Annotated in this window: 13 protein-coding genes; 9 read left to right on the top strand and 4 right to left on the bottom strand. The window is 71.4% G+C overall.

Features of this window, described 5'->3' with window-relative positions; translation table 11 throughout:
• Nucleotides 1-91 precede the first annotated feature (91 nt).
• The 5 genes from tsaB to ACFVQG_RS34740 all read left to right on the top strand — a co-directional run bounded on the left by tsaB (nt 92) and on the right by ACFVQG_RS34740 (nt 4068).
• On the top strand, nt 92-745 hold the full coding sequence (tsaB, locus tag ACFVQG_RS34760; protein WP_383391504.1) for a tRNA (adenosine(37)-N6)-threonylcarbamoyltransferase complex dimerization subunit type 1 TsaB: 654 nt from the start codon (nt 92-94) through the stop codon (nt 743-745).
• A gap of 32 nt (nt 746-777) precedes the next feature.
• On the top strand, nt 778-1293 hold the full coding sequence (gene rimI, locus ACFVQG_RS34755; RefSeq protein WP_383391776.1) for a ribosomal protein S18-alanine N-acetyltransferase: 516 nt from the start codon (nt 778-780) through the stop codon (nt 1291-1293).
• On the top strand, nt 1286-2371 hold the full coding sequence (tsaD, locus tag ACFVQG_RS34750; RefSeq protein WP_383391502.1) for a tRNA (adenosine(37)-N6)-threonylcarbamoyltransferase complex transferase subunit TsaD: 1086 nt from the start codon (nt 1286-1288) through the stop codon (nt 2369-2371). The genes rimI and tsaD overlap by 8 nt, the downstream gene beginning before the upstream one ends.
• A complete protein-coding gene (locus ACFVQG_RS34745) occupies nt 2368-2649 on the top strand; it encodes a hypothetical protein (protein ID WP_383391499.1) in 282 nt (93 codons plus the stop codon). The genes tsaD and ACFVQG_RS34745 overlap by 4 nt, the downstream gene beginning before the upstream one ends.
• A 201-nt stretch (nt 2650-2850) precedes the next feature.
• Nucleotides 2851-4068, top strand: coding sequence for an FAD-dependent oxidoreductase (locus ACFVQG_RS34740; protein ID WP_383391497.1), 1218 nt, complete (start codon nt 2851-2853; stop codon nt 4066-4068).
• Between the two features lie 5 nt (nt 4069-4073).
• Here the strand turns inward: ACFVQG_RS34740 and ACFVQG_RS34735 are convergent, their stop codons facing one another.
• The 4 genes from ACFVQG_RS34735 to ACFVQG_RS34720 are packed head-to-tail and all read right to left on the bottom strand — an operon-like array spanning nt 4074 to nt 9612.
• A complete protein-coding gene (locus ACFVQG_RS34735) occupies nt 4074-6383 on the bottom strand; it encodes a glycoside hydrolase family 3 N-terminal domain-containing protein (RefSeq protein WP_383391495.1) in 2310 nt (769 codons plus the stop codon).
• Nucleotides 6384-6435: 52 nt separating this feature from the next.
• Nucleotides 6436-7335, bottom strand: a complete 900-nt coding sequence (locus ACFVQG_RS34730) for a carbohydrate ABC transporter permease (RefSeq protein ID WP_383391494.1) — start codon at nt 7333-7335, stop codon at nt 6436-6438.
• Between the two features lie 4 nt (nt 7336-7339).
• Entirely contained in the window at nt 7340-8248 is a 909-nt protein-coding gene (locus ACFVQG_RS34725; RefSeq protein WP_383391492.1) for a carbohydrate ABC transporter permease, read from the bottom strand.
• Nucleotides 8245-9612 carry an ABC transporter substrate-binding protein gene (locus tag ACFVQG_RS34720; RefSeq protein WP_383391489.1) on the bottom strand — a complete coding sequence of 456 codons (1368 nt, stop codon included), beginning with the start codon at nt 9610-9612 and terminating at the stop codon, nt 8245-8247. Before ACFVQG_RS34720 ends, ACFVQG_RS34725 begins: the two co-directional genes overlap by 4 nt.
• 268 nt (nt 9613-9880) lie before the next feature.
• Between ACFVQG_RS34720 and ACFVQG_RS34715 the strand changes: the two genes are divergently transcribed.
• The 4 genes from ACFVQG_RS34715 to ACFVQG_RS34700 all read left to right on the top strand — a co-directional run bounded on the left by ACFVQG_RS34715 (nt 9881) and on the right by ACFVQG_RS34700 (nt 14022).
• Nucleotides 9881-10930: a LacI family DNA-binding transcriptional regulator gene (locus ACFVQG_RS34715; protein WP_383391486.1), complete on the top strand. Its 1050-nt coding sequence runs from the start codon at nt 9881-9883 to the stop codon at nt 10928-10930.
• Between the two features lie 112 nt (nt 10931-11042).
• A complete protein-coding gene (locus tag ACFVQG_RS34710) occupies nt 11043-12392 on the top strand; it encodes an endo-1,4-beta-xylanase (RefSeq protein ID WP_383391484.1) in 1350 nt (449 codons plus the stop codon).
• 84 nt (nt 12393-12476) lie between these two features.
• On the top strand, nt 12477-13559 hold the full coding sequence (locus ACFVQG_RS34705) for an LCP family protein (protein WP_383391481.1): 1083 nt from the start codon (nt 12477-12479) through the stop codon (nt 13557-13559).
• Between the two features lie 109 nt (nt 13560-13668).
• Nucleotides 13669-14022: a YciI family protein gene (locus ACFVQG_RS34700; protein ID WP_383391478.1), complete on the top strand. Its 354-nt coding sequence runs from the start codon at nt 13669-13671 to the stop codon at nt 14020-14022.
• The last annotated feature ends 6 nt before the right edge of the window (nt 14023-14028 follow it).

Genomic DNA, 14028 nt, shown 5'->3' with positions numbered 1-14028 from the left:
TGTCCGCACTCTGACTGCGGCGACCGTAGCAGTGCGGGCGCCCCCGACCGGGGCGGCCATGCGGGCGGCGCGGGAGCCGTAGGCTGTTTGCGTGCTCTTGCTCGCTCTGGATACCGCCACCCCCGCCGTGACCGTCGCCCTGCACGACGGCACGGACGTCATCGCCTCCGCCGGTCAGGTCGACGCGCGTCGGCACGGTGAGCTGCTGCTGCCCACCGTCGACCGAGTGCTGCGGGAGGCGGGGCGCCGACTGGACGACGTCACCGGGATCGTCGTAGGAACCGGACCCGGCCCGTACACCGGGCTGCGGGTCGGGCTGATGACCGCAGACACCTTCGGGCTGGCGCTCGGGGTGCCCGTGCACGGCCTGTGCACGCTGGACGGCCTGGCGTACGCGGCCGATCTGCCCGGGCCGTTCGTCGTGGCCACCGACGCCCGGCGCAAGGAGGTGTACTGGGCGCGCTACACCGACTCGCGCACCCGGCTCACCGACCCGGCCGTGGACCGGCCCGCCGACATCGCCGAACAGGTCGCTGGACTGCCCGCGGTCGGCGCGGGCGCGCTGCTGTACCCCGACACCTTCCCGCAGGCGCACGAGCCCGAGCACGTGTCCGCCGCCGCGCTGGCCCGGCTGGCCGCGGAGAAGCTGGCCGCGGGGGAGGAGCTGGCGGCGCCCCGGCCGCTGTACCTGAGGCGGCCCGACGCCCAGGTCCCGAAGAACTACAAGGTGGTCACCCCCAAGTGACCGAGGACCGGACGACGCCCGTACTGCGTGAGATGCGCTGGTGGGACATCGACCCGGTACTGGCCCTCGAGCGGGACCTGTTCCCGGAGGACGCCTGGTCGCGGGGGATGTTCTGGTCCGAGCTGGCCCATGCGCGGGGGCCGGGGGCGACCCGGCGGTACCTGGTGGCCACCGACGGGGACCGCCTCGTCGGATACGCCGGTCTCGCCGCCGCCGGTGAGCTGGCCGACGTGCAGACCATCGCCGTCGCCCGCGACCGCTGGGGCACCGGCCTCGGGGCGCGGCTGCTGACCGGGCTGCTGCGGGCGGGGACGGCGTTCGAGTGCGCCGAGGTGATGCTCGAGTGCCGCGTGGACAACGTGTCCGCCCAGCGGCTGTACGAGCGCTTCGGCTTCGAGCCGATCGGCTTCCGGCGCGGGTACTACCAGCCGGGCAACGTGGACGCCCTGGTCATGCGCCTGACCGACCCCGCCGCCGCCATACCGGACTCCACAAGACGAGCCGACAACCAAGGCACCGAGAACCAAGGAACCGAGATCCATGGCTGACGAACCCCTGGTCCTGGGGATCGAGACCTCCTGCGACGAGACCGGCGTCGGTGTCGTGCGCGGCACCACCCTGCTGGCCGACGCGGTCGCGTCCAGCGTCGACGAGCACGCCCGCTTCGGCGGCGTCGTGCCGGAGGTCGCCTCCCGCGCCCACCTGGAGGCGATGGTCCCCACCATCGAACGGGCCCTGAAGGACGCCGGGGTCAGCGCGCGCGACCTCGACGGCATCGCGGTGACCGCCGGTCCGGGTCTCGCCGGTGCGCTGCTGGTCGGGGTCTCGGCGGCGAAGGCGTACGCGTACGCGCTGGGCAAGCCGCTGTACGGCGTCAACCACCTCGCGTCGCACATCTGCGTCGACCAGCTGGAGCACGGCCCGCTGCCCGAGCCGACGATGGCGCTGCTGGTCAGCGGCGGGCACTCGTCGCTGCTGCTGTCCTCCGACATCACCTCCGACGTGCGGCCGATGGGCGCCACCATCGACGACGCGGCGGGCGAGGCCTTCGACAAGATCGCCCGGGTGCTGGACCTGGGCTTCCCCGGCGGGCCCGTCATCGACCGGTACGCGCGCGAGGGCGACCCGGCGGCGATCGCGTTCCCGCGCGGGCTGACCGGGCCGCGTGACCCGGCGTACGACTTCTCCTTCTCCGGGCTGAAGACCTCCGTGGCGCGCTGGATCGAGGCGAGGCGGGCCGCCGGTGAGGAGGTGCCGGTGCGCGACGTGGCGGCCTCCTTTCAGGAGGCGGTGGTGGACGTGCTGACCCGCAAGGCGGTACGGGCCTGCAAGGACGAGGGCGTCGACCACCTGATGATCGGCGGTGGCGTCGCCGCCAACTCCCGGCTGCGGGCGCTCGCGCGGGAGCGCTGCGAGGCGGCCGGGATCCGGCTGCGGGTGCCGCGGCCCAAGCTGTGCACGGACAACGGCGCGATGGTCGCGGCGCTCGGCGCCGAGATGGTCGCCCGCAACCGGGCCGCCTCCGACTGGGACCTGTCGGCGGACTCCTCGCTGCCGGTGACGGACCCGCACGTACCGGGACATGACCATGTGCACGAGGTGGGCGAGGAGAACCTGTACTCATGACCGTCGCGCTGATGTGGGAGGCACGGGCGCTGCCCGGCCGGGGGGCGGACCTCCTCGACTGGGCCCGCGCCCAGGAACTGGCCGGGCGGCCCCTGCGCCGCGAGACCTTCCGCGCACCGGAGGACCGGGTGCTCGTCATCACCTGGTGGGACGCGGCGCTCGACGCCGTTGTGCCCGAACTGCCCGAGCCGGGCGGGGAGCTGATCGGACGGCCGGTGCACCGCTGGCGGTTCGAGTCGGTGGCCGGTGGGCCGTCCGCGGGGGCGGGGGCGAGCTGACGAGAGGGCCGGTTACAGGCTGACGCGCCGTCAAGTCAAGGCGTCGTGCCGGAAGTTCAACCGTATTGAGTCAGATGGCTCCTCCGTCCTCCGTATCGGCGTACCGTCCTGCCCGGCAGCCCCAGGTCGGTACCGCCGTTCCGGGCGCTTTCGTGCACTCCCTCAGCGACAGGCCCCGTGACGCGGGGTTGAGAGGCGGCCATGGACTTTTGCCATGCGGACGTGATCATCGCCGGTGCGGGGCCGATCGGCTGTGCCACCGCGCATGCCTTCGCCGACCAGGGCTCTCGGGTGCTGATGCTCGAGATGGGGCATGAGCCCGTGGCCCAGCTGGGCGCGGAGCTGGTCTTTCCCCCGGCCCTCCAGATGCTGGAGCGCTGGGGGGTGGAGCTGCCGCCGGACCGGCATGTGCGCGGCACCGGCGTGACCCTCTACGAACACGGCGGCGGCGAACCCATCGAGCTGCGGTTCCCCACCGCGGGCCAGCCGGTGGTGATGCCGTACCCGGACCTGGTCAACGCGTTGCGGGCCAGCATCATCGAGCGGATGGAGCCCGAGATGCTGCACGGCGTCGAGGTGCTCGCCATGGAACTCGACGGCTCGGTCCACGCGACCCGCGGCAAGTACGACACCCAGTACCGCGCGGACCATCTGGTCGGTGCCGACGGCCGCCACTCCGTCGTACGCCACAAGCTCTACGGCGAGGTGCCCGAGGGCGTCACCGCGCACACCGCGACCGCCCTGCTGGAGGGCACCGGGGCCAAGGGCTATGAGCAGGCCCGGGTGATCACCGACGACGACGGGCGCTGCGTGCGCATCCACGCGGTCGGCCCGGACCTGATCCGGGTGGCGCTGGACCTGCCGACGAACCGGCCCCCGGACGGGGAGGTGCGGCCCCATCTGGAGCAGCACTTCCTGCCGCTGCTGCCGCAGGAGTTCCAGGAGCCGATCCTCGAGGTGTGCGAGGACGAGGAGCGGATCGCCTGGACGGCCAGCGGCTTCCGCCACCGCACGTCGTACGAGCACGGCCGGATCGCGATGGTCGGTGACGCGGTCGGCCATGTGCACCCGCTGTTCGGCATCGGCATCACCGTCGGCATCCTCGACGGGCTGAGCCTCGCCCACTACGGCCGGGCCAAGGGGTACGGCGAGGCCCGTCTGGAGGAGGCGGAGGACGTCGAGTGGGTGACGCGCCACTTCTACCAGGCGCTGATGGGCCGTACCCCCGGCAACCCGGACGCCCGCCGCCTGCTCCATGAGCATCTGCGCCGGGACCCCGTCGCCCGCCGGGCCGCGATGTGGATGTTCTGCGCGGACGGGCGGGCGACGGGGCTGGTGCCGTTGATCGATCTGCTGGAGGGGACCGAGCCGGACGACGAGGACGAGGCCGACGACTACGAGGTCGGCTACACCCGCTGAGCGGCTCAGCTCGCGGACGTCACCTCCGTCTCGCAGCGCAGCCGCCGGTCCGCGCCCAGCTCGCGGCGCGGGCCGGTCAGCGTCAGCCGCGTGGTGTGCCGTACGTCCGCGCTGGAGGCCGCGAGGCGCAGCTCGAGGTCGCCGGGTTCGACGACGCGGCGGCCGGTGCGGTCGGTGAAGGCCGACAGGTCGGTGTGGAAGCGGAAGGTCACGCGGGCCGCCTCGCCGGGGGCCAGCCGGACCCGCTGGTAGCCGACCAGCCGGACGTCGGGGCGGGTGACGCTCGCGACCGGGTCGTGCAGGTAGAGCTGGACGACGTCGGCGGCGTCCAGGTCACCGGTGTTGGTGACGGTGACACCGATGTCGTACGACCCGTCCGTGTCGACCCGCGTGTCCTCGGCGCCCGTGAAGTCGCTCCACTCGAACGTCGTGTACGAGCGGCCGTGGCCGAACGGGTACAGCGGTGTCGGGTCCAGGTTGCTGACCTCGCCCGCGAGGCCGAGCGGGGGCTGGAGGTAGGTCCAGGGCTGGCCGCCGGGGTCGCGCGGGACGCTGACGGGGAGGCGGCCGGAGGGGTTGACGCGGCCCGAGAGGACGCCCGCCACCGCGGGGCCGCCCTCCTCGCCCGGGAAGAAGGCCTGGACGGAGGCGGCGAGCTTGCCGTGCCAGCGGCCCAGCGCGTAGGGGCGGCCGGTCAGCAGCACCAGCACCACCGGGACGCCGGTGGCGACCAGCGCGTCCAGGAGTTCGCACTGGACGCCGGGCAGCCGCAGGTCGGAGGCGTCGCAGCCCTCGCCTGAGGTGCCGCGGCCGAACAGGCCCGCCCGGTCGCCGAGCACCGCCACGCACACATCGGCCTCGGCCGCCCGTGCCACCGCCTCGTCGATGCCGGAGGTGTCCGGGTCGTCGACGTCGCAGCCCTCGGCGAAGGTGACCTTGGCGTCGGGCAGTTCGCCGCGCAGGGCGTCAAGGACGGTCGGGATGTCGACGCCCATCGGCTTGTCCGGGTGCAGGACGCCGACGTGGGAGGGGAAGGAGTAGCAGCCCAGCATCGCGAGCGCGTCGGCGGCGCGCGGGCCGACGACCGCGATCCGGGCGTCCGGCGACAGCGGCAGCACCGCGTCGGGGTTGTCCAGCAGGACCACCGACTGCTCGGCGATACGGCGGGCCAGGGCGCGGTTCGCGGCCGAGTCCAGGTCGATGCGCTCGCCCGGCTCCGGCCGCCAGTCCTCGTCGAGGAGGCCCAGCTCGCACTTCTGGAGCAGCACCCGGCGCGCGGCCCGGTCGATCAGGTCCTCGGGGACCTCGCCCGCCCGGACGGCCTCGATCAGCGGTTCGCCGTAGCACTTCAGGCCGGGCAGCTCCACGTCGATGCCCGCGGCGAGGGCCGCGTGCGCCGCCTCGGCGGGGGTGCCCGCCACCCGGTGCAGGGTCTGCAGGAAGCCGACGCCGAAGTAGTCGGAGACGACGGTGCCGGTGAAGCCCCACTCGTCGCGCAGGAGTTCGGTGAGCAGATGGGGGTCCGCCGATGCCGGGACGCCGTCGGTCTCGTTGTAGGCGGCCATCACCGAGCGGGCGCCGCCGTCGCGCAGGGCCAGCTCGAACGGGGGCAGCGTGAGGTCGGCGAACTCCCGGACGCCCGCGCGCACGGGGGCGAGGTTGCGGGCGCCCGCGGAGGCGGCGTACCCGGCGAAGTGCTTCAGCGTCGCCACGACGCCCGTCGACTCCAGGCCCCGGACATAGGCGGCACCGACCGTGCCGACCAGGTACGGGTCCTCGCCGATGGTCTCCTCGACCCGGCCCCAGCGCAGATCGCGTACGACGTCCAGGACCGGGGCGAGGCCCTGGTGGACGCCGACCGAGCGCAGGTCGCGGCCGATGTGCTGGGCCATCTGCTCGATCAGGCCGGGGTTGAAGGTGGCGCCCCAGGCGAGCGGCACCGGGTAGGCGGTGGCCTGCCAGGCGGTGAACCCGGCGAGGCACTCCTCGTGGGCGATCGCCGGGATGCCGAAGCGGCCCGCCTCGACTATCCGGCGCTGGGCGCGGGCGAGGGACTGGGCGCCGGTCTCCGGGTCGACGGGGGCGGTGCCGAAGGGGCGGGTGAGCTGGCCGAGGCCGCGGGTGATCAGGTCGTCCCAGTCGAAGTCGGTGTTCATGTCGTGCTGGTGGGGGGCGACTCCGTCGCCGTCCGTGGCGGCGCCCACCCACACCCCGTACAGCTGGGCGGTCTTCTCCTCCAGGGTCATCCGGGCGAGGAGGTCGTCGACGCGGGCGGCGGCAGGCAGGGCGGGGTCGCGCCAAGGGGCGGTGGTCATGGAACTCCAGTCGGTTGATGCGTCTCAAGGGGCGGTGTGCGGGTGCCGGGTTCTATTTGCCGCCCACACCCATCAGGCCGCTCACCAGCGCTCGGCGGGCCACCAGATAGACGGCGAAGATCGGGATGCCGGAGAGGACGACCGAGGCGAGCAGCGCGGGGATGTTCACGCCGAACCGGCTGACGTAGTTGAAGATGCCGAGCGTGAGCACGCGCGGACCGTCGGACTGGGTGAAGATCAGCGGGAAGAGGAAGCCGTTCCACGCCTGCAGCGCGGAGTAGATGACGACCGTGCTGATGCCGCCCTTGGCCAGCGGGACCGTCAACTGGAGCAGCATCCGCAGCGGTGAGGCGCCGTCCAGGGCCATGGCCTCGTACAGCTCCTCCGAGATGTCGCGCAGGGTGCCGACCAGGACCAGCACCGAGACCGGCATCGCGAAGGCCGCCGTCGGCAGGATGATCGCGGGCAGGGTGTCGTAGAGGCCCAGCTCGGAGATGAGCAGGTACAGCGGTACGACGACGGCCTGGGCCGGGATCGCGAGGCCCAGCAGGAACAGCCGGAACGCGGTGCCGGACCAGCGGGTGCGGGAGCGGACGATCACGTAGGCCAGCGGGATGGACAGGGCCAGCACGAGGGCGACGACGGCGACGGCGACGATCACCGTGTTGGTGAGCAGATGGCCGAAGCCGCTCTCCAGGACGGTGTTGTAGTTGTCGAGGGTCGGGTTGGACGGGGGCTTGAGCGGGTTGCCGTCGAGGGATTCGTCCTGGTGGGTCAGGGAGGCCGACAGCATGGCGTAGACCGGGACGAGGACGATCACCAGCCAGATCAGCGAGCCGAGGCCCGCGACCGGGTTGGCGCGCTTGGTCCAGTGGCGTCGGCGGCGCGGGGCGCCGGCCCCGTCCTGGGCGGGCTTGGTCTTGGCCGGGCGCGGCAACGTATCGTGTGACACTTCGTCACATCCCTTCGCGGGTGCTGCGCATGGTGCCGAAGCCGGTCAGCCGGACGAGCAGCAGGGACAGGCCGGTGGCCACCAGCACCAGGAAGGACGCGATGGCGCTGGCGTAGCCGAAGTCGTAGTTCTTGAAGCCCGCCTCGTACATCAGGTACGGCAGGATCGCGGTGTCGGTGCCGGGGCCGCCCTTGGTGAGGATCAGCACCGTCTCGAAGTAGGTGAGCGAGCCGACGACGATCATCACGGAGGACGTGGTGATGGTGTGGCGGAGCTGCGGCAGGGTGATCGAGAAGAACTGGCGGTAGCGGCCGGCGCCGTCGATGGCCGCGGCCTGGTAGAGCACCGCGGGGATCTGGCGGGCGCCGCCCTGGTAGATCAGTGTGTGCAGTGGCATGAACTGCCAGCCGCCGACGAACACGATCGCGAGGAAGGCGCCGTTGGAGGAGCCGAGGATGTCCTCCTGGATGATGCCGAAGTTCGGGTCGAGCAGGGCGTAGAAGAGGATCGCGATGGCGGTCGACGACAGCAGCAGCGGTACGAAGTAGATCGCGGAGAGGATCGCCCGGTTGCGCTGCGGGCCCGCCGCCCAGACGCCGAGCAGCAGGGCGACGACGGTCTGGAAGAGCCAGCTGGTGGCCGTCAGCAGCACCGTCAGCCACAGGGACTGGGTGAGGCGGGGGTCGTCGAGGAGGCGTTGCCAGTTGTCGAAGCCGACCGGCTGCGGGTCGCCGAGGCCGTCCCAGCTGGTGAAGGAGAGGTAGAACGCCAGCACCATCGGGACGCCCGCGAAGAATACGAAGAACACGACGGCGGGCAGGGCCCAGGCGGCGTGCGGACGCCCCGCCTGGGTCCTGCCGGTCCTGCCGGTCGTGCGGGTGGTGCCGGTCTTCGGATTGACCGTGGTGCTCACTTCAGCCCCTTGCAGGCGTCCACGAACTGCTGCGGCGAGGACTTCCCCGCGAACAGCTTGCTGATCTCGGTGTGCATCTTGGTGCCCAGCTCGTCGCCGAGCGCCTGGTCCCAGGAGAGGGTGAAGGCGCTGGCCTTCTCGACCATCTCGTACTGGAAGGTGGCGAACCCGGGGTTGGGCGCCGAGCGCAGCAGCAGGGCCGCGTTGGAGGTGGTCGGCACGTCACCGTTGGCGACCAGGTCCTTGGCGTACTGCTGGGAGGCGCAGTCCTTGAGGAAGGCGATGGCCGCGTCCTGGTTGCTGGCGCGGCTGTTGATCGACCAGTAGTTGGTGGGGTTGCCGACCACGTTGCTGATGTCGCCGGTGCCGCCCTCCACGCTGGGGAAGGGCGCCCAGCCCAGGTCCTTCTTGGCGAAGTCGGGGAACTTGCCGAGCTGCGTGGAGTACTCCCAGGAGCCCATCAGGTGCATCGCCGCCTTGCCCTTGGCGAAGACCGCGGGGGCGCCGCCGTTGACGTAGGACACCGAGGTGAACTTGGAGCCGAAGGCGTCGTCGTCGATGAGCTGCTTGACCAGCTCGGCCGCCTTCAGCATCGCCGGGTCGCCCCAGCCCTCGGCGTCGCCGTTCTGGATGCGCTTGAAGACCTCGGCGCCGCCGATGCGGTCGACCAGGTACTCCAGCCACATCAGCTCGGGCCAGATGTCGGAGCCGCCGAGCGCGAACGGGGTGATGCCCGCCTTCTTCAGCTTGGCGTTGTTGTCGAGGAGCTGGTCCCAGTTGGTGGGCGGCTGGAGCTTGTGCTCCCGGAAGACGGCCTTGTTGTAGAAGAGGATCACGGGCTGCATACCGCGCATCGGGATGCCGTAGTGGCGGCCGTCGAGGTCACCGGCGGCGAGCACCGAGGGCAGGAAGCCGTCCTTGAGGACCGGGTCGCCCTCGATGATGTCGGTGAGGTCGACGATCTTGTCGGCCTCCTGGTACGGCTTGATGGAGCCGCCGCCCCAGTTGAAGAACACGTCCGGCGCGCTGGGCGAGCCCATGGCCGTGCGCAGCTTGGGGGAGTAGTCGGAGCCGGGGATGCGCTCCAGCTTGATCTTGCCGCCCGCCTTCTTGGCGGCGGCCGACTTGTTGAACCGGTCCACGGCCGCCTGCTGGACCTTCACGGCGTCGTCGCCGTAGACGAACGCGGTGACCGTCTTGCCGTCGCCACCGCCCGCGCCGTTGCCGGAGCCGCATGCGGTCAGGCCGGTGGTGAGCAACGTGGTCGCGCCGGCCCCCAGGACCCAGCGCCTGCTGAACGTCCGTCCGCCCGGGCTGCCGCCGCCGGGCCGCCCGCCGTTGGACCGCCCTGTTGTGGACTCCATGACCGCACCTCTCGCGAATGTCGAGCACGAATGCTTGCGCCGTACGCCTTGCGCAGTACGAATGCCTGTGTTGTCTTGAATGCCTGTTCGATGTCGGGTGCGAAGCTCGTCGGGCACGAAGCCCGGCGCCGTACGAGGCTCGACGTCGTAGGAGGCCCAGCGTCGTACGAAGCGAACGAATGTTTCGCATCGTCTTCCGAATGTTTTGGGGAACCTATGGCGCCCCAGGGGCTCCGTCAAGAGGTCGTGCAGAGATACGATCGCCAGCATGACTGCCCCGGAACGCGCTCAAACCCAGACGACAGGACGGTCCGCGCAGACCGCGACCCTCGCGGAGATCGCCCGCGAGGCAGGTGTGTCCGCGCCGACTGTTTCGAAGGTCCTCAACGGCCGTGCCGACGTCGCTCCGGCGACCCGAACCCGGGTCGAGGAACTGCTGCGCACCCACGGCTACCGGCGGCGCCGGGCTGAGGCGACCCGCTCGCCCCTGCTGGACCTGGTCTTCCACGAGATGGAGAGCGCCTGGGCGCTGGAGGTCATCCGGGGCGTGGAGAACGTCGCCCGGGACGCGGGCCTGAGTGTGGTGCTCTCCGAGAGCGCCGGGCGGCTCACCCCCGGCCGGACCTGGGCCGACCAGGTCGCCGCCCGCCGCCCGCACGGCGTGATCCTGGTGCTGTCCGAGCTGGACGAGTCCCAGCGGGCACTGCTCACCAGCCGGTCCATCCCGTTCGTGGTGATGGACCCGGCCGGGGACCCCGGCACCGACGTGCCGTCCATCGGCGCCACCAACTGGCAGGGCGGGCTCGCCGCCACCCGGCACCTGGTCGAGCTGGGCCACACCCGGATAGGCGCCATCACCGGGCCGTCCCGGATGATGTGCAGCCGCGCCCGCATCGACGGCTACCGGGCCGCCCTGGAGACCGCCGGGCTGCCGGTCGACCCCGAGCTGATCAGGCCGGGTGACTTCCATCACGAGTCCGGCTACCGGCTGGGGCTCCAGCTGCTGCGCCGCGAGGACCGGCCGACCGCGATCTTTGCCGGGAACGACCTCCAGGCGCTCGGGCTGTACGAGGCGGCGCGCGAGCTGGGGCTGCGCATTCCGGAGGACCTGAGCGTCGTCGGATTCGACGATCTGCCGGTGGCGCGCTGGGTGGGGCCCCCGCTGACGACCGTACGGCAGCCGCTCACGGAGATGGCCGAGGCGGCGGCGCGGCTGGTGCTCGAACTGGGGCGCGGGGAGAGCGCGACGCCCGCCGCGACGCGGGTGGAGCTGGCGACGAGTCTGGTGGTGCGCAGCAGTACCGGGGCGCCCGCCTGAGGAGTCCTGGGGCCGGGTGGCCGGAAGTTGCCGTATTGACGCGGGGTGCGGTGACCCCAACACTCCTCCGAAGCCAATCGGTTATCGAACCGAAATTTTCGGAGGCCCCCGCATGAGATCTCTGAGACCAGGCTTCACCGTGGCGTCGCTGCTCACCGGCCTCGCCACCCTCGGCGCGCTGCTGTTCACCGCCCCCGCCGCCCAGGCGGCCGACGCCCCCTTGCGTGACCTCGCCGACGCCCAGGGCAAGGTCATCGGCACCGCGGTCACCGGCGGCAAGCTCACCGGCACCTACGCCGAGGTCGCGGCCCGGGAGTTCAACTGGCTCACCCCCGGCAACGCCATGAAGTGGGAGTCGGTCGAGCCCAGCCGCGGCTCCTTCAACTGGGCCGAGGCGGACCAGATCGTCGACTTCGCCGAGGCCAACGGCCAGGAGGTACGCGGCCACACGCTCGTCTGGCACAGCCAGAACCCGAGCTGGCTGACCAACGGCGGCTTCACCCCGGCCGAGCTGCGCACCCTGCTCATGAACCACATCGACACCGAGATGGGCCGCTACCGGGGCCGGGTCGAGGCCTGGGACGTGGTCAACGAGCCCTTCAACGAGGACGGCACCTACCGGCAGACCATCTGGTCCGACAACCTCGGCCAGGACTACATCGCCGAGGCCCTCACCCGCGCCCGCGCTGCCGACCCGTCCGCCAAGCTCTACATCAACGACTACAACGTCGAGGGCGTCAACGCGAAGTCCACCGCCCTGTACAACCTGGTCAGGTCGCTGAAGGAGCGCGGCGTCCCGATCGACGGCGTCGGCCTCCAGGCCCATCTGATCCTCGGCCAGGTCCCGTCCACCTTCCAGCAGAACATCCAGCGCTTCGCCGACCTCGGCGTGGACGTGGCCATCACCGAGCTGGACATCCGGATGCAGCTGCCCGCCACCGCGGACAAGCTGGCCCAGCAGGCCGCCGACTACCGGGCCGTCATGAACGCCTGCGTGGCCGTCGACGGCTGCTCCGGCGCCACCGTGTGGGGCTTCACCGACTCCGACTCCTGGATCCCGGACTGGTTCGAGGGATACGGCGCGGCGACCCCGTACGACGAGAACTACGCGCCGAAACCGGCCTACCACGCCATCGCCGAGTCGCTCGGCGGGACCACCCAGCCGGGCGACGGGTGCACCGCGACCTACAGCGTCGTCAACCAGTGGAACACCGGCTTCACCGGACAGGTGCGCATCGCCTGCACCGACACCGCGCTGTCGGCGTGGAAGGTGAACTGGACCTTCGGCGCGGGCCAGCGGATCAGCCAGGCCTGGAACGCCAACTGCACCCAGTCCGGCACGGCGGTGAGTTGTACGAACGCCTCCTACAACGGGACCGTGCCGCCCGGCGGTTCGGTGACGTTCGGGTTCAACGGCACCTGGAGCGGGAGCAATCCGGTGCCGGAGGTGACGCTGGGATGAGATACCGCCCTGGAATCTGAGATTTTCCCAAGAAAAGACGGCCTGGCGTTCCCGCTCGTAATATTTCGGACTTATGTTCCTGCTGTGGCGGGACTTGACACGAACGAGAACGGGCCGGGGAACGGGGACGGGGAAAAGGCCGGACCAGGGGGCCGGCGGTCGACGTTGCTGAAGGCCGCCGGTCTCACCCTCGCCGGAGCGCTGGTGCTGGGCGTCGCGGCGGCGGGCTGGGTCTACTGGCACCTCAACGACAACATCACCAGCGTCGACATCAACAGCGCCCTCGGCGACGACCGGCCGCCGCGGGCGCTGACCACCCCGACCGACGCCGCCGGGTCGGCGTCCGCCTCCCCGGTGCCCAGCCGCGCCCTGAACATCCTGGTCCTCGGCTCCGACTCCCGCACCGGGGCGGAGAACCAGAAGCTCGGCGGCGGCCCCAGCGGCGGCGCCCGCTCCGACACCGCGATGGTCGTCCACCTCGACGCCGGACGCACCGAGGCGACCGTCGTGAGCATCCCCCGCGACACCCTGGTCACCCGCCCGTCCTGCCCGCTGGAGGACGGCGGCGAGACCGCCGAGCGGCAGGGCGTGATGTTCAACACCGCCTACTCGGTGGGCGGTCCGGTGTGCGCGGTGAAGACCGTGGAGACGCTCACCGACGTCCGTATGGACCACTACGTCGAACTGGACTTCGCCGGGTTCGCGAAGCTGGTGGACGCCCTCGGCGGGGTCACCGTCACCACCGAGGAGGACATCGACGACGAGGACAGCCACCTCACCCTGGAGGCGGGCACCCACCACCTCGACGGCGAGCAGGCCCTCGCCCTGGCCCGCACCCGGCACGGCATCGGCGACGGCAGCGACCTGGGCCGCATCGAACTCCAGCAGCAACTGGTGACGGCGCTGCTCACCCAGGTCTCCGGCACCAGCCTGCTCAGCGACCCGGCCGAGCTGTACCGGGTGGCCGACACCGTCACCGGCAGCCTGACCACCGACACCGGTCTTGACTCCCTCGGCGAGCTGATCGGCCTCGGGGAGAGCCTGCGGGACCTGGAGCCGCAGAACGTGACGACCGTGACCATGCCGGTGGTACCGGCGCCGTGGGACGGCAACCGGGTGGTGGCGGAGGAGCCGGAGGCGACAAAGCTGTGGGAATCGCTCCGGTGACAGATTCCCGGAGTTTTCTTCGCGGGGGTGTCGATCCGGGCGTCTCCCGATCGACGTGGGGGTGAGGGGCGAGGAGCGACCCCGCCCCTGACCGACCGAAGGAGTCACCATGCCCCGCTTCATGTCGCTCGTGACGATCGACGAGAACGCCTACCCCGAGGGCCCGAGCGAGGAGCTGATGCAGCGGATGGGGGAGCTGCTGGAGGAGATGACCAAGGCCGGGGTGCTGCTCGACACCGCCGGGCTGGCCCCGACCGCGCAGGGCACCCGCGTGCACTGGGACGGCGAGCGGGCCTCGGTCACCGACGGGCCGTTCACCGAGACCAAGGAGGTCGTCGGCGGCTACGCGCTCATGCAGTGCAAGGACAAGGCCGAGGCGCTCGAGTGGACCAAGCGGTTCCTGCGGGTCCACGGCGAGGAGTTCCGGTTCTTCTGCGAGGTGCGGGAGGTCGTGACGGGCTGAGCGGTG

The organism is Streptomyces sp. NPDC057877, assembly GCF_042796855.1.
Taxonomy (GTDB): Bacteria; Actinomycetota; Actinomycetes; order Streptomycetales; family Streptomycetaceae; genus Streptomyces.
This window is presented reverse-complemented; position numbering and strand designations above follow the sequence as displayed.

Coding starts and splice junctions, on each gene's coding strand:
- ACFVQG_RS34700 (WP_383391478.1), top strand. CDS start 13,669: ATGCCCCGCTTCATGTCGCTCGTGACGATCGACGAGAACGCCTACCCC.
- ACFVQG_RS34740 (WP_383391497.1), top strand. CDS start 2,851: ATGGACTTTTGCCATGCGGACGTGATCATCGCCGGTGCGGGGCCGATC.
- ACFVQG_RS34710 (WP_383391484.1), top strand. CDS start 11,043: ATGAGATCTCTGAGACCAGGCTTCACCGTGGCGTCGCTGCTCACCGGC.
- tsaD (WP_383391502.1), top strand. CDS start 1,286: ATGGCTGACGAACCCCTGGTCCTGGGGATCGAGACCTCCTGCGACGAG.
- ACFVQG_RS34735 (WP_383391495.1), bottom strand. CDS start 6,383: ATGACCACCGCCCCTTGGCGCGACCCCGCCCTGCCTGCCGCCGCCCGC.
- ACFVQG_RS34745 (WP_383391499.1), top strand. CDS start 2,368: ATGACCGTCGCGCTGATGTGGGAGGCACGGGCGCTGCCCGGCCGGGGG.
- ACFVQG_RS34720 (WP_383391489.1), bottom strand. CDS start 9,612: ATGGAGTCCACAACAGGGCGGTCCAACGGCGGGCGGCCCGGCGGCGGC.
- rimI (WP_383391776.1), top strand. CDS start 778: ATGCGCTGGTGGGACATCGACCCGGTACTGGCCCTCGAGCGGGACCTG.
- ACFVQG_RS34715 (WP_383391486.1), top strand. CDS start 9,881: ATGACTGCCCCGGAACGCGCTCAAACCCAGACGACAGGACGGTCCGCG.